The sequence below is a fragment of the Arthrobacter sp. Z4-13 genome, from assembly GCF_054792705.1.
This window is the reverse complement of sequence record NZ_CP096459.1, coordinates 3,766,995-3,786,885: the sequence shown is the minus strand read 5'-3', so window position 1 is coordinate 3,786,885 and position 19,891 is coordinate 3,766,995. Positions and strand designations below refer to the sequence as shown.

Here is a 19,891-nt window from a genome sequence, read left to right as displayed (position 1 = left end):
GTCCTGCTGCAAAGCGCGGAACCCGGCATCACGTCCTGTTCATCCCGGCGTCGTTCTTCCTTTTCTTTTGATGGCTAGGTTGGGCTGGTGCGTCCCCAACCTTTGCTTCCTGAGTCTGGGCGGCGCGTGTTTGTTGCACTGGGGGACTCGTTCACTGAGGGGGTCGGGGACCGGGACGAGCGGTTACCTAATGGGGTTCGGGGCTGGGCCGACCGAGTGGCGGAAAAGCTCGCCAAGGCACAGCCGGGATGGCGGTACGCGAACCTTGCGATCAGGAGCAAACGGCTAAGGCACGTAATGGGCGAGCAGCTGGAACCGGCGCTGAGCATGCGGCCCGCCCTGGTCACGCTCTACGCAGGCGGCAACGACATCCTGGACGTGAAGACGGACATGGCCGCGCTCATGGCCGATTACGAGAAGCTCGTGGCGCGGCTCGCGGCAACAGGTGCCACGCTTGTGCTCTTCACCGGTTTCGACGTGAAAGTATCGGCACTCCTGGAGCCGTTGAAGAAGCGCAACAACTTCTACAACCAGCAGGTTCGGGCCATCGCAGCCAAGTACGGTGCGGTACTGGTGGACTACTGGTGCCTGGATGCCTTCCACGACCGCCGGATGTGGGACTCGGACCGCCTGCACATGTCCAAGGCCGGCCACAAGTACCTTGCGGGCCAGGTGCTGGACCAACTGGGCGTGCCGCACAAGATCCGGCTCAAGGACTGGGAACCGCCGGCAAAGCTCAGCCTGCGGGAGTGGGAACAGCACCAGCGCCGCTGGGTCCACGACTGGGTCCTGCCGCTATTCGGCCGGAAACTTCGCGGCGTCACGTTAGGTGACCAGCTGACTCCACGGTGGCCGGAGCCGGTCAAGGTGCCGCGAAAAGGCGGCCTGAAAAAGATCGCCGCAAGCTCTCTGGCGGGCAGTGCGGGGTCCTAGCTGTCCAGCAGGTTCTCGAAACCCGATGCAACCCTCGCAGCGTGGAATTCCACCACCTCGAAGTCGGCAACCCCATTCGAGTAGAAGGGGTCCTGAGCCAAACTGGCGTCAAGGGTCGCGCGGTCGGCCCGCGAGAGCAACATACCGCCCGTCCGTGGAACCTTACGCCCGGCGGCAATGAACACGCCGTCGTCGAAAGCCTTCTTCAGCCAGGCGATGTGCCCGTCGTTGTGGAAATCCACGATGTCCTGCGGAACCCGGTAGCTCAGTGAGACAACATACATGCGCCCAGCCTACCTGTGGCACTGCTGCTACTTGAAGGATCAACCGCCTCCTTCTCGTAGAATGGGCACATGACCGAACCCCGCTGGCTCTCCGCCGACGAACGCCGTGCCTGGCTGGCCCTGGTAAGCATCAATACGCTCCTGCCGGCGGCCCTCGACACCAAGCTCTATGCAGCGGGGAAACTGTCCCTCTTCGACTACACGGTCCTGGCCATGCTGTCTGAGGCGGAAGAGCGGTTCCTGCCGATGAGTGAGCTTGCTGCGCGCAGCAGCGCATCGTTGTCGCGGCTTTCGCATGTGGTGACCAAACTGCAGAAGCGGGGGTGGGTCGAACGCCGTCCGCATCCGCACGACGCCCGCGTCACCACGGCCCACCTCACCGAAGAAGGCATGGCGACCATCGTGGGCCTGGCACCGGGTCACGTTGAGACCGTGAGGGATTTGTTCCTGGACGCCCTGACGGAGCAGGACGTGCTGGATCTGGCACGCATTGGGGAGAAGGTTGTTGGCCGGTTGGACTCCGACCATTGGATCCTGAGGGAAAGTTAGGGCCCGTCCCTGGGGTTGGTTGCTCCCAGCAACTGGTGGCAAACTGGCCGAATGGATTTCACTACCCGGTTCGTGGCCCTTGGTGACTCTTTCACCGAAGGCGTGGGGGACAACGATCCCACCCGTCCCAACGGTGTCCGCGGCTGGGCTGACCGTGTGGCGGAGCAGCTCGGCGCCGCCGACGCCGGCTTCGGCTACGCAAACCTCGCCATCCGCGGAAGGAAACTCCGCCAGATCCTGGCTGAGCAGGTGGAGGCCGCCGTCGAGCTCAAACCCACTTTGGTGAGCATTTACGCGGGGGCCAACGACATCCTCCGCCCGAGGATCGACATTGACGACCTCTTGGTGGAGTACGACGACGCCATCGCCAAACTGCGCGCCAGCGGCGCCGCTGTGGTTATGTTCACCGGGTTCGACTCCAGGGGATCGAAAGTTTTCAGCACCACCCGCGGGCGCACGGCCATCTACAACGAGCTGGTCCGCGGCATCGCCGGAGACCATGGGGCATTGCTGGTGGATTACTGGCGCTTCAGTGAGTACTACGACTGGGGCATGTGGGCGAAGGACAGGATGCACATGTCCGCGGCGGGGCACGCCAACATGGCCAAGCGCGTGCTGGACGTATTGGAACATGACCACTCCGTTGAGGTTCCCCCGATGACACCTGTACCGGAGCTCAGCCGGCTGGAAGCCGTCCGCGCCAACGCCCGCTGGGTGCGGGAGTTCGCCGGCCCATGGGTTGTCCGCCGGGTCACCGGAAAGTCATCTGGCGATGGACTGAAGCCGAAGTACCCCCAGTTCATTAGGCTCTAGCTGCGGGGTCGCCTTATACACCCTCCGGGGCCGGATTGGTCTTTAATTGCGTGAACTCGTAGACTTGGTAGGCGCTAAGTGCGCGGAGCGTGCGCAATTGCTCCGGTTGCCCGGTAATTTCTCCAGGGTGGCCGGTAGTTAGGGGCTCAAGTTGCGTGACTAACCGTTGCCCTTCTTCATTTTTGGGTCGCCCTTAGCAGCATGGTCCAGCAGCAGATATGCGGATCATTACTTTCAATTCTTGAGGAGAAGTCATGGCAGCACACTGCCAAGTGACCGGAGCCGAGCCGGGCTTTGGGCACAGCATTTCGCACTCGCACCGCCGCAACAAGCGTCGGTTCGATCCGAACATTCAGAAGAAGCGCTACTGGGTTCCGTCCCTGCGCCGTAATGTCACGCTGCAGGTTTCTGCAAAGGGCATCAAGACCATCGACGTACGCGGCATCGACGTTGTCGTCGCCAGCATTCTCGCTCGTGGGGTGAAGCTCTAGTGGCTAAGGACAAGGACGTACGTCCGATCATCAAGCTCAAGTCGACCGCGGGCACGGGTTACACCTACGTAACCCGCAAGAACCGTCGTAACGATCCGGACCGCATGGTTCTGAAGAAGTACGACCCCAAGATCCGCCAGCACGTCGAATTCCGAGAGGAGCGCTAAACCATGGCTAAGAAGTCAAAGATTGCTCGCAACGAGCAGCGCAAGGTCATCGTTGAGCGTTACGCTGCGAAGCGCCTCGAGCTGAAGAAGACCCTGGTTGACGAAAACGCAACCGACGAAGCACGCGAAGCAGCCCGACTGGGCCTGCAGAAGCTGCCCCGCAACGCGTCCCCGATCCGTCTGCGTAACCGCGACATCATCGACGGCCGTCCCCGCGGTACCCTCCAGAAGTTCGGCATCTCCCGTGTCCGCTTCCGCGACATGGCCCACAAGGGCGAGCTCCCGGGCGTCACCAAGTCTTCCTGGTAATTCAGCCCTGCTGATACCAGCTGCTTGAGAAAGGGCCGGCAACCTCACGGTTGCCAGCCCTTTCTGCGTTTAAGGCTCGCGGGGGATCGGGCTCGGCCGGATTAAGGCCTTGGTGATTGTGGTGCAGCGCATACAGGGAAAGTTCGACGGCGGGTGGCTGGTTTGGGCGCTCACCGCCGCTTCTGCCGCAGGATGGCGGGGAACAGGACCGCTTGGAGGGGGATTTGCGGAGGGGCCGGAGGAGGTGTATTGTTTTCTAAGTCGCCGCGAGGGAGACAGCGAAGAGCTGGTTACCCCGGGCGGCCAAAACCCCAAAATCAAAACCAATTCCGGTAGGGCTTTCGAGCGCTCCCTGAAGAGGTGGGGACGATCCTCCACCGATAAGAATCCTGAAAGACGGATTTGATTCGGAGCCGGGGATCGGGTAAGTTTGAAAAGTTGCTCCGGAGCGATCCTTGACACGGTATGTGTTGTGGTGGTGCCGGGTGTGTCTGTTGTTTGAGAACTCAATAGTGTGCCAAGTTTGTTGATACCGATTTGTTTTATGAATTGGTTGGATTTGCCGGGCTGCCCGCCCCTGTGGGTGGTCTGGTTTTTACAGCTGGTTTCAAATTTTGTGCAGCTTTTTGGTCCCGTTTTCCCGGGGCTGGGGGTTGTGTCTGTTTTTGTTTTACTTCAACGGAGAGTTTGATCCTGGCTCAGGATGAACGCTGGCGGCGTGCTTAACACATGCAAGTCGAACGATGAAGCCAGCTTGCTGGTGGATTAGTGGCGAACGGGTGAGTAACACGTGAGTAACCTGCCCTTAACTCTGGGATAAGCCTGGGAAACTGGGTCTAATACCGGATATGACTCCTCATCGCATGGTGGGGGGTGGAAAGCTTTTTGTGGTTTTGGATGGACTCGCGGCCTATCAGCTTGTTGGTGAGGTAATGGCTCACCAAGGCGACGACGGGTAGCCGGCCTGAGAGGGTGACCGGCCACACTGGGACTGAGACACGGCCCAGACTCCTACGGGAGGCAGCAGTGGGGAATATTGCACAATGGGCGCAAGCCTGATGCAGCGACGCCGCGTGAGGGATGACGGCCTTCGGGTTGTAAACCTCTTTCAGTAGGGAAGAAGCGAAAGTGACGGTACCTGCAGAAGAAGCGCCGGCTAACTACGTGCCAGCAGCCGCGGTAATACGTAGGGCGCAAGCGTTATCCGGAATTATTGGGCGTAAAGAGCTCGTAGGCGGTTTGTCGCGTCTGCCGTGAAAGTCCGGGGCTCAACTCCGGATCTGCGGTGGGTACGGGCAGACTAGAGTGATGTAGGGGAGACTGGAATTCCTGGTGTAGCGGTGAAATGCGCAGATATCAGGAGGAACACCGATGGCGAAGGCAGGTCTCTGGGCATTAACTGACGCTGAGGAGCGAAAGCATGGGGAGCGAACAGGATTAGATACCCTGGTAGTCCATGCCGTAAACGTTGGGCACTAGGTGTGGGGGACATTCCACGTTTTCCGCGCCGTAGCTAACGCATTAAGTGCCCCGCCTGGGGAGTACGGCCGCAAGGCTAAAACTCAAAGGAATTGACGGGGGCCCGCACAAGCGGCGGAGCATGCGGATTAATTCGATGCAACGCGAAGAACCTTACCAAGGCTTGACATGAACCGGAAAGACCTGGAAACAGGTGCCCCGCTTGCGGTCGGTTTACAGGTGGTGCATGGTTGTCGTCAGCTCGTGTCGTGAGATGTTGGGTTAAGTCCCGCAACGAGCGCAACCCTCGTTCTATGTTGCCAGCACGTGATGGTGGGGACTCATAGGAGACTGCCGGGGTCAACTCGGAGGAAGGTGGGGACGACGTCAAATCATCATGCCCCTTATGTCTTGGGCTTCACGCATGCTACAATGGCCGGTACAAAGGGTTGCGATACTGTGAGGTGGAGCTAATCCCAAAAAGCCGGTCTCAGTTCGGATTGGGGTCTGCAACTCGACCCCATGAAGTCGGAGTCGCTAGTAATCGCAGATCAGCAACGCTGCGGTGAATACGTTCCCGGGCCTTGTACACACCGCCCGTCAAGTCACGAAAGTTGGTAACACCCGAAGCCGGTGGCCTAACCCCTTGTGGGAGGGAGCTGTCGAAGGTGGGACTGGCGATTGGGACTAAGTCGTAACAAGGTAGCCGTACCGGAAGGTGCGGCTGGATCACCTCCTTTCTAAGGAGCACCTACAGGCTTCTGCTGCGTGTATGCGTTGGTGGGGGTTTGTCAGGAGTATATGCCCGTTGCGCAGACGTTTGTTCTGCGGCGGGTGCTCATGGGTGGAATATCAACGAATAGGTGCCTGGTGGCACGGACCGTTTGTTAGTACGGGCTGATCTCCTTGTGGGGTTGGTTCGGGAACGCTGGTGGTTTGTGGTGTTGGGTAGTGTTTGGCACACTGTTGGGTCCTGAGGCAACAGGGCCGGGGGTTTTGTTCCCGGGTTTGTTTGTTTCTGGTTTTCCTGGCTGCACCGATCATGCATGTAGATGTGTGGGGTGTGTGGTTTGGGGTTGTTGTTTGAGAACTACATAGTGGACGCGAGCATCTTTTATAAGAAGCAATTTCCAAGAATATGAACCTGGATCTGGTTGCAGCCCTTTTGTGGTTGTGGCTGGTTTTCATGGTTCTCTCGAAAATTACTGATTGATCTTTTGTGGTCAAGTTTTTAAGAGCACACGGTGGATGCCTTGGCATTAGGAGCCGAAGAAGGACGTAGGAATCTGCGATAAGCCTGGGGGAGTCGATAACCGGACTGTGATCCCAGGGTGTCCGAATGGGGAAACCCCGCCAGGGGCGCGAGTCGCCTGGTGACCCGCATCTGAACACATAGGGTGCGTGGAGGGAACGCGGGGAAGTGAAACATCTCAGTACCCGCAGGAAGAGAAAACAATAGTGATTCCGTTAGTAGTGGCGAGCGAACGCGGATCAGGCTAAACCGTTCCATGTGTGATAGCCGGCGGGCGTTGCATGGTCGGGGTTGTGGGACTTTCCGTACTGTCTCTGCCGGGGCAGTGGGGTGTGATGTGCAGGCATAGGTGAGCGGTCTTGAAAGGCCGGCCAGAGAGGGTGTGAGCCCCGTAACCGAAATGTTGTGTACCGCCTGGATGAGTATCCCAAGTAGCACGGGGCCCGAGAAATCCCGTGTGAATCTGTCAGGACCACCTGATAAGCCTAAATACTCCCTAATGACCGATAGCGGACCAGTACCGTGAGGGAAAGGTGAAAAGTACCCCGGGAGGGGAGTGAAACAGTACCTGAAACCGTGTGCTTACAATCCGTCGGAGCAGCCTTGTAGTTGTGACGGCGTGCCTTTTGAAGAATGAGCCTGCGAGTTAGTGTTACGTCGCGAGGTTAACCCGTGTGGGGAAGCCGTAGCGAAAGCGAGTCTGAATAGGGCGTTGCAGTGGCGTGATCTAGACCCGAAGCGAAGTGATCTACCCATGGCCAGGTTGAAGCGACGGTAAGACGTCGTGGAGGACCGAACCCACTTCAGTTGAAAATGGAGGGGATGAGCTGTGGGTAGGGGTGAAAGGCCAATCAAACTTCGTGATAGCTGGTTCTCCCCGAAATGCATTTAGGTGCAGCGTTGCGTGTTTCTTACCGGAGGTAGAGCTACTGGATGGCTAATGGGCCCTACAAGGTTACTGACGTCAGCCAAACTCCGAATGCCGGTAAGTGAGAGCGCAGCAGTGAGACTGTGGGGGATAAGCTTCATAGTCGAGAGGGAAACAGCCCAGACCACCAACTAAGGCCCCTAAGCGTGTGCTAAGTGGGAAAGGATGTGGAGTTGCGAAGACAACCAGGAGGTTGGCTTAGAAGCAGCCATCCTTAAAAGAGTGCGTAATAGCTCACTGGTCAAGTGATTCCGCGCCGACAATGTAGCGGGGCTCAAGTACACCGCCGAAGTTGTGGCATTCAGATATTAGCTAAGCCCTTGTGGTTCAGGCGTCTGGATGGGTAGGGGAGCGTCGTGTGGGCAGTGAAGTCGCGGTGTAAACCAGCGGTGGAGCCTACACGAGTGAGAATGCAGGCATGAGTAGCGAAAGACGGGTGAGAAACCCGTCCGCCGAATGATCAAGGGTTCCAGGGTCAAGCTAATCTGCCCTGGGTAAGTCGGGACCTAAGGCGAGGCCGACAGGCGTAGTCGATGGACAACGGGTTGATATTCCCGTACCGGCGAAAAACCGCCCATGCTGAACAGGGGATACTAACTGCCCGAGACCTGCCTGACACCCCTTGTGGGTGAAGGGTTTTGGTGGAGCGCAGGACCTGATCCTGGGAGGCAAGCGTATTAACAGGTGTGACGCAGGAAGGTAGCCAAGCCGGGCGATGGTTGTCCCGGTCTAAGGATGTAGGGCGAACGGTAGGCAAATCCGCTGTTCATGATGCCTGAGATCTGATGGGACCCCCGTTTGGGGGGATTTGGTGATCCTATGCTGCCGAGAAAAGCATCGACGCGAGGTTTTAGCCGCCCGTACCCCAAACCGACACAGGTGATCAGGTAGAGAATACTAAGGCGATCGAGAGAATTATGGTTAAGGAACTCGGCAAAATGCCCCCGTAACTTCGGGAGAAGGGGGGCCCCAACCTTGATGGACACTTGCTGTCCGGAGGGGATCGGGGCCGCAGAGACCAGGGGGAAGCGACTGTTTACTAAAAACACAGGTCCGTGCGAAGTCGCAAGACGATGTATACGGACTGACTCCTGCCCGGTGCTGGAAGGTTAAGAGGACCGGTTAGCCGCAAGGCGAAGCTGAGAATTTAAGCCCCAGTAAACGGCGGTGGTAACTATAACCATCCTAAGGTAGCGAAATTCCTTGTCGGGTAAGTTCCGACCTGCACGAATGGAGTAACGACTTCCCCGCTGTCTCAACCATAAACTCGGCGAAATTGCAGTACGAGTAAAGATGCTCGTTACGCGCAGCAGGACGGAAAGACCCCGAGACCTTTACTATAGTTTGGTATTGGTGTTCGGAGTGGCTTGTGTAGGATAGGTGGGAGACGTTGAAGCCCGGACGCCAGTTCGGGTGGAGTCATCGTTGAAATACCACTCTGGTCACTTTGGACATCTAACTTCGGCCCGTAATCCGGGTCAGGGACAGTGCCTGATGGGTAGTTTAACTGGGGCGGTTGCCTCCTAAAAAGTAACGGAGGCGCCCAAAGGTTCCCTCAGCCTGGTTGGCAATCAGGTGTCGAGTGTAAGTGCACAAGGGAGCTTGACTGTGAGAGAGACATCTCGAGCAGGGACGAAAGTCGGGACTAGTGATCCGGCGGTACATTGTGGAATGGCCGTCGCTCAACGGATAAAAGGTACCTCGGGGATAACAGGCTGATCTTGCCCAAGAGTCCATATCGACGGCATGGTTTGGCACCTCGATGTCGGCTCGTCGCATCCTGGGGCTGGAGTAGGTCCCAAGGGTTGGGCTGTTCGCCCATTAAAGCGGTACGCGAGCTGGGTTTAGAACGTCGTGAGACAGTTCGGTCCCTATCCGCTGCGCGCGCAGGAAATTTGAGAAGGGCTGTCCTTAGTACGAGAGGACCGGGACGGACGAACCTCTGGTGTGTCAGTTGTACTGCCAAGTGCACCGCTGATTAGCTACGTTCGGATGGGATAACCGCTGAAAGCATCTAAGCGGGAAGCTCGCTTCGAGATGAGATTTCCATACACCTTGTGTGTGAGAGGCCCCCAGCCAGACCACTGGGTTGATAGGCCGGATGTGGAAGCGAGGACTAACGACTCGTGAAGCTGACCGGTACTAATAGGCCGATAACTTACACCACACACCACCCCGGCAAACGTTCCTTCAAAAGCGTTTGCAACCACGGGTTGGTAAAAAGATAAACAAGACTGCTTGCGTCCACTATGTGGTTCCCGAACAACAAACCAAACTGTTGTCCAGGGAACAAAACCACAACTGAATAACAACACCACAGCTGCATCACTGCAGCACCTGTTGTAACCACAAAAGTTTTCCCACACCACCCCGAAAGGGGTTGGTGCCGGGTACAAGGGTTACGGCGGTCATAGCGTGGGGGAAACGCCCGGTCCCATTCCGAACCCGGAAGCTAAGACCCACAGCGCCGATGGTACTGCACCCGGGAGGGTGTGGGAGAGTAGGTCACCGCCGGACAACCATTAGGTCGAGGCCCCAACCACAACGGTTGGGGCCTCCCACATTAAGCGGCAGGGCCCTGACACACCACGTCAGGGCCCTACCGCTTTAACCACCACCACACACAGCCCCGGCAACGCCCCAACATCCGGTGCCCGCCTAGACTTACGGGATGACCCCGAGTTCCCGCGAGCCGCGCATCCGCCGGGCGACCATTCTGGATGTGGCGGCCGCCGCGGGTGTCTCACGCCAGACCGTTACCCGTGCCATGAATGACATGTCCGGAATCAGCACGGCCACGCGTGAGCGCGTCCAACAGCTTGCCGAAGAGATGGGCTACACCCCCAGCCGGTTTGCGAAGGGCCTGGTGCAGGGCGCCCGGGTTTCCCTGGGGCTCGCCATCCCGGACCTTACCAACCCATACTTCCCTGCATTCGCCTCCAGTGTGGTGGAAGTGGCCACCCAGCGGGGCTGGAACGTGGTGGTAGATGATTTTGGCCACGGCAGCGGGAGCGGCCTGGACGCGGTGACCCGCCTGGCCCCGCAGGTTGACGCCCTCGTCGGGTATCTCGGTGCTGGCTCGGGTGATGCCCAGGCACTAATGGGCCGACGTCCAGTGGTGGTGCTCGATTACCCGTCCAGCCAAGCGGCCGGCGGCATCTCCTTTGACTACTCCCACGGGGCACGCATTGCCTTGGAACGGCTCAATTCCGTCGGCTGCCGGGAGATTGCCTATCTTGACTCAGACCAAGAGGGCACCGCCACCACACGAGGCCGGGCAGTCGCCGCCGCAGCAGCAGAAGCGGGCATCGAGCTCACTGTCCGCCAGGCCGCTGACTCCGCCCCCGCGGCCCGGGCAGCTGTGCATTCAATGATCGAACAGCAGGCCGGGATCGATGGGCTCATAGTGTTCAATGACCTCATGGCAGCAGGAGCGCTAAAAGCCCTGCACGAATCCGGTAAGAAGGTGCCGGGAGGTTGTGCTGTCATCGGCATGGACGGGATCCCCCTGGGTGAGCTCTTGACTCCCGAGCTGACCACTCTCTCGCTCGACCTTCGCGCAGTTGGACGGGCCGCCGTCGACCTCGTTGACAATCTGTTGACCGGAACCGTGGACGCTGGCAGCGAAGACTCCAGGCTGGTCCTCCAACACAAGCTGGTCCTGCGTCAGTCGGCCTGACCCTACTCAAAGCGGACATAGTCAACTAAGCTCCTTGTGCAGCCCGTGAACGTTCACGATTTAGCGGTCGGGGGAACGAAGGTCCGCCTGCACAACCCTCTGCCAACGCACGATGCAAGGAAGCCAATGTCAGTTCAATCGCCGTCCGCACCGGCTGGCAACAGCCCGGATCCCACCTCAGGTTCGCCTGTCACCAGACTCGAACTTGGCGTCGAGGGCGTTCTGGCGCTGTCCTCGCTGAACCCTGGCGCCGGCAGCCTGCCCCCGCGTGCCTACCTGCGCAGCGACGCGCCAAAGCTGTCGCTCAACGGGGAGTGGCAGTTCCGTCTCAGCCCGGGGATCCGCACGGCACCGGACGACGGCTGGCAGATGGGCGAGGACCTGGCAGGGTTTGCCAGCCTCCCGGTACCGTCCAGTTGGTCCATGCACGGCCACGGTGTTCCCGCGTACACGAACGTCCAGTTCCCGTTTGCCGTTGAACCGCCCCACGTGCCCGAGGCTAACCCCGTTGGTGACCACGTCGTGGTCTTTGAGGCCGGACCCGAGTTCCTTCCGCATGCACTTTTACGGTTTGACGGCATCGAATCCGCCGGAACCGTGTGGTTGAACGGAGTGGAGCTGGGCACTACCCGCGGCAGCAGACTGGCCCATGAATTCGACGTATCCGGAATTCTGGCGGAGGGGACGAACACCCTGGCCGCGCGCGTTGCCCAGTTCTCGGCCGCCAGCTATGTGGAGGACCAGGACATGTGGTGGCTCCCCGGGATTTTCCGCGACGTCACCCTGCAGGCCCGGCCGGCCGAGGGCATCGACGACGTCTTTGTCCACGCGGACTACGACCACCGGACCGGCGAAGGCATCCTCCTGGTGGAGGCAAGCCGGGGCGAACAGCCGATCGACGCCGTCGTCCGAGTTCCGGAACTTAACCTGGAACTGCCTGCCGGCACCGAGGCGCGCGTCCCCGGCGTCGAGCCGTGGTCTGCCGAGGTGCCCCGGCTCTACGAGGCAACAGTCAGCACGTCAGGGGAGTCCATTGCCCTGCAGGTGGGCTTCCGCAGCATTGCCGTCGAGGACGCGCAGTTCAAAGTCAATGGCCGGCGGATCCTGCTGCGCGGGGTCAACCGCCACGAGCATCATCCGCGCCTGGGCCGGGTGGTACCGCGGGACATGATGGAGGCCGAGCTGCGGCTTATGAAGCAGCACAACATCAACGCCATCCGGACGTCCCACTACCCGCCCCACCCGGAGTTCCTGGCGCTTGCGGACAAGCTTGGCTTCTACGTGGTGCTCGAGTGCGACCTCGAAACCCACGGCTTTGTGAGCTCCGGCTGGGCCCGGAACCCCAGCGATGACCCCCAATGGGAAACCGCACTCGTGGACCGCATGAGCCGCACGGTTGAGCGGGACAAGAACCACCCGGCGGTGGTCATGTGGTCGCTGGGCAACGAGGCCGGCACCGGCAGGAACCTCGCCGCCATGTCGCGCTGGACCAAGGACCGGGACCCGTCCCGCCCCATCCACTATGAGGGTGACTGGACCTCGGCGCACGTTGACGTCTACTCCCGAATGTACGCCAGCCAGGCGGAGACGGCCCTGATCGGGCAGGGTATAGAGCCGGCCTTGGACGTCGCGGAGTTGGACCTCCGACGCCGCGCCATGCCATTTGTGCTCTGCGAATACGTCCACGCCATGGGCAACGGCCCCGGCGGCATGACCGAGTACCAGGAGCTTTTCGAGAAGTACCCGCGCCTGATGGGAGGCTTTGTGTGGGAATGGCTGGAACACGGCATCACCGTCACCTCTCCGGACGGCGGCGAGCACTACGCGTACGGCGGGGACTTCGGCGAGGAGGTCCACGATGGCAACTTCGTCACAGATGGGCTGGTGGACGCGGACCGCAACCCCAGGCCAGGGCTGTTGGACTTCAAAAAGGTCATTGAACCGCTCCGCATCAGCGTGGCCACCGACTGGTCCGGCTTCACCTTGCGCAACGGCCACGACTTCGCGGACACCGGCGCCTACAGCTTCCGTTACGTGGTGGAGGCCGACGGCGCCACGCTGGACGCCGGGACGGTGGACGCCGCGTCTGTACCCCCTCAGGCCGAGGCAGTTGTGGCGCTGCCCGCCAGCGTAGCTGCTTTGGCGGCTGGGCTTCCTGACGGCCAGGCCGCGGTGCTCACCGTGAATGCAGTCCTCGCCGTTGATTCAGCGTGGGCTTCGGCCGGCCATGAGGTCGCGTGGGGGCAATCGCTTCGGGAGCGTGGTGCCGCAGTTCAGCCGGCACCCCTTCAATGGGTGCTCGTTCAGGACAGCGAACTCAAGCTGGGCCCCGTGGTGTTCAGCCGGACCAACGGCATGCCCACGGCTATAGGTGGGATCCCCGTGGAGAAAATGGGCTTGGCATTGTGGTGGGCGCCCACCGACAACGACCTCGGCCGGGAATGGGGTGGTGCCGATGAGCGCCCGCTCGCCACGCAGTGGAAGGACGCCAGGCTGGATCTGCTCCATGCCCGCCTGCTGGGCATTAGCGCGGAGGCGGGCCCGGAGGGCGGGGAAGCACTGACGGTGCGCACCCGCGTGAGTGCTGCGGACAGGCAGTATGGGGCTTTTGTGGACTATACCTGGACCAGCGACGGTGAAACCGTTGCGCTCCGCACCCAGGTCCGGCCTGACGGCGAGTGGGTCCACCGGGGCTTCGAAGTGGAATGGGCCCGAATTGGACTGGAACTCGTGCTGGATGAAGAAACGTCCACCGTGAGCTGGTTCGGCCAGGGCCCCCACCAGAGCTATCCGGATACGGGACAGGGGACACGCACGGGGTGGTTCTCCCGGTCCCTGGCAGAAATGGACGTCGACTACGTGCGGCCACAGGAGTCCGGCGCGAGGTCCGGCGTTCGGTCAGCGGCCCTGGGGGTGGGCAGCAGCACGCTCGAGATTTCTGGTGATCCCTTTGCCTTGACTGTCCGGCCGTATGGCCTGAAGGTTCTGGATGCAGCGGCTCACCGCCCGGATTTGACGGCGGATGGGCGGACCTACCTGTATCTCGACCATGCACTCAGGGGTGTAGGTACCGCTGCCTGTGGTCCCGCGGTGCTGGAGCAGTACCGCCTTAAGCCCCGGGAAGCCGACTTCATGCTGACCTTTAGTATCCGTAGCTGACCGGCCTTGAAAGTGTGAGACAGTCCATACCGGCAAAAGACGGGGCGTGAGCAGGCTGCGTCCCGTGCTGCACCCCTACATCCTTGTGTTGGCGGGGTTTTTGGGGGTGTGGGGGTGGTGTTGGGGTGGATTTGCGGGTTGGGTTGGGGGCGTGTATTGTTTTCTGAGTCGCCGCCGCTGAAGCGGAAAGAGTGCGGCCAATCCCCTTCTTCAACAGCCTGAAAATGGTTCGCTTTTGGGCGTGCCGGGTTTGGGTGGGGCTGGTTTTCCTGGTTTTGTGTCGCGGAAACGCTGATTTGCAAAGCTTTGGGGGATCGGGTAAGTTTGAAAAGTTGCTCCGGAGCGATCCTTGACACGGTATGTGTTGTGGTGGTGCCGGGTGTGTCTGTTGTTTGAGAACTCAATAGTGTGCCAAGTTTGTTGATACCGATTTGTTTTATGAATTGGTTGGATTTGCCGGGCTGCCCGCCCCTGTGGGTGGTCTGGTTTTTACAGCTGGTTTCAAATTTTGTGCAGCTTTTTGGTCCCGTTTTCCCGGGGCTGGGGGTTGTGTCTGTTTTTGTTTTACTTCAACGGAGAGTTTGATCCTGGCTCAGGATGAACGCTGGCGGCGTGCTTAACACATGCAAGTCGAACGATGAAGCCAGCTTGCTGGTGGATTAGTGGCGAACGGGTGAGTAACACGTGAGTAACCTGCCCTTAACTCTGGGATAAGCCTGGGAAACTGGGTCTAATACCGGATATGACTCCTCATCGCATGGTGGGGGGTGGAAAGCTTTTTGTGGTTTTGGATGGACTCGCGGCCTATCAGCTTGTTGGTGAGGTAATGGCTCACCAAGGCGACGACGGGTAGCCGGCCTGAGAGGGTGACCGGCCACACTGGGACTGAGACACGGCCCAGACTCCTACGGGAGGCAGCAGTGGGGAATATTGCACAATGGGCGCAAGCCTGATGCAGCGACGCCGCGTGAGGGATGACGGCCTTCGGGTTGTAAACCTCTTTCAGTAGGGAAGAAGCGAAAGTGACGGTACCTGCAGAAGAAGCGCCGGCTAACTACGTGCCAGCAGCCGCGGTAATACGTAGGGCGCAAGCGTTATCCGGAATTATTGGGCGTAAAGAGCTCGTAGGCGGTTTGTCGCGTCTGCCGTGAAAGTCCGGGGCTCAACTCCGGATCTGCGGTGGGTACGGGCAGACTAGAGTGATGTAGGGGAGACTGGAATTCCTGGTGTAGCGGTGAAATGCGCAGATATCAGGAGGAACACCGATGGCGAAGGCAGGTCTCTGGGCATTAACTGACGCTGAGGAGCGAAAGCATGGGGAGCGAACAGGATTAGATACCCTGGTAGTCCATGCCGTAAACGTTGGGCACTAGGTGTGGGGGACATTCCACGTTTTCCGCGCCGTAGCTAACGCATTAAGTGCCCCGCCTGGGGAGTACGGCCGCAAGGCTAAAACTCAAAGGAATTGACGGGGGCCCGCACAAGCGGCGGAGCATGCGGATTAATTCGATGCAACGCGAAGAACCTTACCAAGGCTTGACATGAACCGGAAAGACCTGGAAACAGGTGCCCCGCTTGCGGTCGGTTTACAGGTGGTGCATGGTTGTCGTCAGCTCGTGTCGTGAGATGTTGGGTTAAGTCCCGCAACGAGCGCAACCCTCGTTCTATGTTGCCAGCACGTGATGGTGGGGACTCATAGGAGACTGCCGGGGTCAACTCGGAGGAAGGTGGGGACGACGTCAAATCATCATGCCCCTTATGTCTTGGGCTTCACGCATGCTACAATGGCCGGTACAAAGGGTTGCGATACTGTGAGGTGGAGCTAATCCCAAAAAGCCGGTCTCAGTTCGGATTGGGGTCTGCAACTCGACCCCATGAAGTCGGAGTCGCTAGTAATCGCAGATCAGCAACGCTGCGGTGAATACGTTCCCGGGCCTTGTACACACCGCCCGTCAAGTCACGAAAGTTGGTAACACCCGAAGCCGGTGGCCTAACCCCTTGTGGGAGGGAGCTGTCGAAGGTGGGACTGGCGATTGGGACTAAGTCGTAACAAGGTAGCCGTACCGGAAGGTGCGGCTGGATCACCTCCTTTCTAAGGAGCACCTACAGGCTTCTGCTGCGTGTATGCGTTGGTGGGGGTTTGTCAGGAGTATATGCCCGTTGCGCAGACGTTTGTTCTGCGGCGGGTGCTCATGGGTGGAATATCAACGAATAGGTGCCTGGTGGCACGGACCGTTTGTTAGTACGGGCTGATCTCCTTGTGGGGTTGGTTCGGGAACGCTGGTGGTTTGTGGTGTTGGGTAGTGTTTGGCACACTGTTGGGTCCTGAGGCAACAGGGCCGGGGGTTTTGTTCCCGGGTTTGTTTGTTTCTGGTTTTCCTGGCTGCACCGATCATGCATGTAGATGTGTGGGGTGTGTGGTTTGGGGTTGTTGTTTGAGAACTACATAGTGGACGCGAGCATCTTTTATAAGAAGCAATTTCCAAGAATATGAACCTGGATCTGGTTGCAGCCCTTTTGTGGTTGTGGCTGGTTTTCATGGTTCTCTCGAAAATTACTGATTGATCTTTTGTGGTCAAGTTTTTAAGAGCACACGGTGGATGCCTTGGCATTAGGAGCCGAAGAAGGACGTAGGAATCTGCGATAAGCCTGGGGGAGTCGATAACCGGACTGTGATCCCAGGGTGTCCGAATGGGGAAACCCCGCCAGGGGCGCGAGTCGCCTGGTGACCCGCATCTGAACACATAGGGTGCGTGGAGGGAACGCGGGGAAGTGAAACATCTCAGTACCCGCAGGAAGAGAAAACAATAGTGATTCCGTTAGTAGTGGCGAGCGAACGCGGATCAGGCTAAACCGTTCCATGTGTGATAGCCGGCGGGCGTTGCATGGTCGGGGTTGTGGGACTTTCCGTACTGTCTCTGCCGGGGCAGTGGGGTGTGATGTGCAGGCATAGGTGAGCGGTCTTGAAAGGCCGGCCAGAGAGGGTGTGAGCCCCGTAACCGAAATGTTGTGTACCGCCTGGATGAGTATCCCAAGTAGCACGGGGCCCGAGAAATCCCGTGTGAATCTGTCAGGACCACCTGATAAGCCTAAATACTCCCTAATGACCGATAGCGGACCAGTACCGTGAGGGAAAGGTGAAAAGTACCCCGGGAGGGGAGTGAAACAGTACCTGAAACCGTGTGCTTACAATCCGTCGGAGCAGCCTTGTAGTTGTGACGGCGTGCCTTTTGAAGAATGAGCCTGCGAGTTAGTGTTACGTCGCGAGGTTAACCCGTGTGGGGAAGCCGTAGCGAAAGCGAGTCTGAATAGGGCGTTGCAGTGGCGTGATCTAGACCCGAAGCGAAGTGATCTACCCATGGCCAGGTTGAAGCGACGGTAAGACGTCGTGGAGGACCGAACCCACTTCAGTTGAAAATGGAGGGGATGAGCTGTGGGTAGGGGTGAAAGGCCAATCAAACTTCGTGATAGCTGGTTCTCCCCGAAATGCATTTAGGTGCAGCGTTGCGTGTTTCTTACCGGAGGTAGAGCTACTGGATGGCTAATGGGCCCTACAAGGTTACTGACGTCAGCCAAACTCCGAATGCCGGTAAGTGAGAGCGCAGCAGTGAGACTGTGGGGGATAAGCTTCATAGTCGAGAGGGAAACAGCCCAGACCACCAACTAAGGCCCCTAAGCGTGTGCTAAGTGGGAAAGGATGTGGAGTTGCGAAGACAACCAGGAGGTTGGCTTAGAAGCAGCCATCCTTAAAAGAGTGCGTAATAGCTCACTGGTCAAGTGATTCCGCGCCGACAATGTAGCGGGGCTCAAGTACACCGCCGAAGTTGTGGCATTCAGATATTAGCTAAGCCCTTGTGGTTCAGGCGTCTGGATGGGTAGGGGAGCGTCGTGTGGGCAGTGAAGTCGCGGTGTAAACCAGCGGTGGAGCCTACACGAGTGAGAATGCAGGCATGAGTAGCGAAAGACGGGTGAGAAACCCGTCCGCCGAATGATCAAGGGTTCCAGGGTCAAGCTAATCTGCCCTGGGTAAGTCGGGACCTAAGGCGAGGCCGACAGGCGTAGTCGATGGACAACGGGTTGATATTCCCGTACCGGCGAAAAACCGCCCATGCTGAACAGGGGATACTAACTGCCCGAGACCTGCCTGACACCCCTTGTGGGTGAAGGGTTTTGGTGGAGCGCAGGACCTGATCCTGGGAGGCAAGCGTATTAACAGGTGTGACGCAGGAAGGTAGCCAAGCCGGGCGATGGTTGTCCCGGTCTAAGGATGTAGGGCGAACGGTAGGCAAATCCGCTGTTCATGATGCCTGAGATCTGATGGGACCCCCGTTTGGGGGGATTTGGTGATCCTATGCTGCCGAGAAAAGCATCGACGCGAGGTTTTAGCCGCCCGTACCCCAAACCGACACAGGTGATCAGGTAGAGAATACTAAGGCGATCGAGAGAATTATGGTTAAGGAACTCGGCAAAATGCCCCCGTAACTTCGGGAGAAGGGGGGCCCCAACCTTGATGGACACTTGCTGTCCGGAGGGGATCGGGGCCGCAGAGACCAGGGGGAAGCGACTGTTTACTAAAAACACAGGTCCGTGCGAAGTCGCAAGACGATGTATACGGACTGACTCCTGCCCGGTGCTGGAAGGTTAAGAGGACCGGTTAGCCGCAAGGCGAAGCTGAGAATTTAAGCCCCAGTAAACGGCGGTGGTAACTATAACCATCCTAAGGTAGCGAAATTCCTTGTCGGGTAAGTTCCGACCTGCACGAATGGAGTAACGACTTCCCCGCTGTCTCAACCATAAACTCGGCGAAATTGCAGTACGAGTAAAGATGCTCGTTACGCGCAGCAGGACGGAAAGACCCCGAGACCTTTACTATAGTTTGGTATTGGTGTTCGGAGTGGCTTGTGTAGGATAGGTGGGAGACGTTGAAGCCCGGACGCCAGTTCGGGTGGAGTCATCGTTGAAATACCACTCTGGTCACTTTGGACATCTAACTTCGGCCCGTAATCCGGGTCAGGGACAGTGCCTGATGGGTAGTTTAACTGGGGCGGTTGCCTCCTAAAAAGTAACGGAGGCGCCCAAAGGTTCCCTCAGCCTGGTTGGCAATCAGGTGTCGAGTGTAAGTGCACAAGGGAGCTTGACTGTGAGAGAGACATCTCGAGCAGGGACGAAAGTCGGGACTAGTGATCCGGCGGTACATTGTGGAATGGCCGTCGCTCAACGGATAAAAGGTACCTCGGGGATAACAGGCTGATCTTGCCCAAGAGTCCATATCGACGGCATGGTTTGGCACCTCGATGTCGGCTCGTCGCATCCTGGGGCTGGAGTAGGTCCCAAGGGTTGGGCTGTTCGCCCATTAAAGCGGTACGCGAGCTGGGTTTAGAACGTCGTGAGACAGTTCGGTCCCTATCCGCTGCGCGCGCAGGAAATTTGAGAAGGGCTGTCCTTAGTACGAGAGGACCGGGACGGACGAACCTCTGGTGTGTCAGTTGTACTGCCAAGTGCACCGCTGATTAGCTACGTTCGGATGGGATAACCGCTGAAAGCATCTAAGCGGGAAGCTCGCTTCGAGATGAGATTTCCATACACCTTGTGTGTGAGAGGCCCCCAGCCAGACCACTGGGTTGATAGGCCGGATGTGGAAGCGAGGACTAACGACTCGTGAAGCTGACCGGTACTAATAGGCCGATAACTTACACCACACACCACCCCGGCAAACGTTCCTTCAAAAGCGTTTGCAACCACGGGTTGGTAAAAAGATAAACAAGACTGCTTGCGTCCACTATGTGGTTCCCGAACAACAAACCAAACTGTTGTCCAGGGAACAAAACCACAACTGAATAACAACACCACAGCTGCATCACTGCAGCAC

At 58.7% G+C, this 19,891-nt stretch carries 9 protein-coding genes and 5 rRNA genes; 13 read left to right on the top strand and 1 reads right to left on the bottom strand.

The genetic code is table 11. The annotated features are described in order from the left end of the window. The first annotated feature begins 126 nt into the window (after positions 1 to 126). Positions 127 to 933 carry an SGNH/GDSL hydrolase family protein gene (locus M1E07_RS19305; RefSeq protein WP_461188212.1) on the top strand — a complete coding sequence of 269 codons (807 nt, stop codon included), beginning with the start codon at positions 127 to 129 and terminating at the stop codon, positions 931 to 933. On the opposite strand, the gene M1E07_RS19300 is transcribed toward M1E07_RS19305, so the two are convergent. Then, on the bottom strand, positions 930 to 1,217 hold the full coding sequence (locus M1E07_RS19300) for a YciI family protein (protein WP_461188211.1): 288 nt from the start codon (positions 1,215 to 1,217) through the stop codon (positions 930 to 932). The genes M1E07_RS19305 and M1E07_RS19300 overlap by 4 nt on opposite strands. Positions 1,218 to 1,286: 69 nt before the next feature. On the opposite strand from M1E07_RS19300, the gene M1E07_RS19295 reads away from it, so the two are divergent. The 12 genes from M1E07_RS19295 (at position 1,287) to M1E07_RS19240 (ending at position 19,721) form a co-directional block, all read left to right on the top strand. After that, positions 1,287 to 1,766: a MarR family winged helix-turn-helix transcriptional regulator gene (locus tag M1E07_RS19295; RefSeq protein WP_461188210.1), complete on the top strand. Its 480-nt coding sequence runs from the start codon at positions 1,287 to 1,289 to the stop codon at positions 1,764 to 1,766. A 51-nt stretch (positions 1,767 to 1,817) separates the two neighbouring features. Then, positions 1,818 to 2,579 carry an SGNH/GDSL hydrolase family protein gene (locus M1E07_RS19290; protein ID WP_461188209.1) on the top strand — a complete coding sequence of 254 codons (762 nt, stop codon included), beginning with the start codon at positions 1,818 to 1,820 and terminating at the stop codon, positions 2,577 to 2,579. Between the two features lie 254 nt (positions 2,580 to 2,833). Further along, positions 2,834 to 3,070: a 50S ribosomal protein L28 gene (gene rpmB, locus M1E07_RS19285; protein ID WP_104043693.1), complete on the top strand. Its 237-nt coding sequence runs from the start codon at positions 2,834 to 2,836 to the stop codon at positions 3,068 to 3,070. Beyond that, positions 3,070 to 3,237: a 50S ribosomal protein L33 gene (gene rpmG / locus M1E07_RS19280; protein WP_013602737.1), complete on the top strand. Its 168-nt coding sequence runs from the start codon at positions 3,070 to 3,072 to the stop codon at positions 3,235 to 3,237. Before rpmB ends, rpmG begins: the two co-directional genes overlap by 1 nt. Positions 3,238 to 3,240: 3 nt before the next feature. Continuing rightward, positions 3,241 to 3,546, top strand: coding sequence for a 30S ribosomal protein S14 (gene rpsN, locus M1E07_RS19275; protein ID WP_142041307.1), 306 nt, complete (start codon positions 3,241 to 3,243; stop codon positions 3,544 to 3,546). A gap of 675 nt (positions 3,547 to 4,221) precedes the next feature. Continuing rightward, positions 4,222 to 5,744: ribosomal RNA gene (locus M1E07_RS19270) — 16S ribosomal RNA — on the top strand. A 481-nt stretch (positions 5,745 to 6,225) separates the two neighbouring features. Beyond that, positions 6,226 to 9,351 (top strand): 23S ribosomal RNA (locus M1E07_RS19265). Between the two features lie 233 nt (positions 9,352 to 9,584). After that, a 5S ribosomal RNA gene (gene rrf / locus M1E07_RS19260) occupies positions 9,585 to 9,701 on the top strand. Together the 16S, 23S and 5S rRNA genes form the textbook arrangement of a ribosomal RNA operon. Before the next feature lie 154 nt (positions 9,702 to 9,855). After that, complete coding sequence (locus M1E07_RS19255; protein WP_461188208.1) at positions 9,856 to 10,863, top strand: LacI family DNA-binding transcriptional regulator; 1,008 nt, start codon at positions 9,856 to 9,858, stop codon at positions 10,861 to 10,863. Positions 10,864 to 10,989: 126 nt separating this feature from the next. Further along, positions 10,990 to 14,022 carry a glycoside hydrolase family 2 TIM barrel-domain containing protein gene (locus M1E07_RS19250; protein ID WP_461188207.1) on the top strand — a complete coding sequence of 1,011 codons (3,033 nt, stop codon included), beginning with the start codon at positions 10,990 to 10,992 and terminating at the stop codon, positions 14,020 to 14,022. A gap of 569 nt (positions 14,023 to 14,591) precedes the next feature. Continuing rightward, positions 14,592 to 16,114, top strand: a 16S ribosomal RNA gene (locus tag M1E07_RS19245). Between the two features lie 481 nt (positions 16,115 to 16,595). After that, positions 16,596 to 19,721 (top strand): 23S ribosomal RNA (locus M1E07_RS19240). The last annotated feature ends 170 nt before the right edge of the window (positions 19,722 to 19,891 follow it).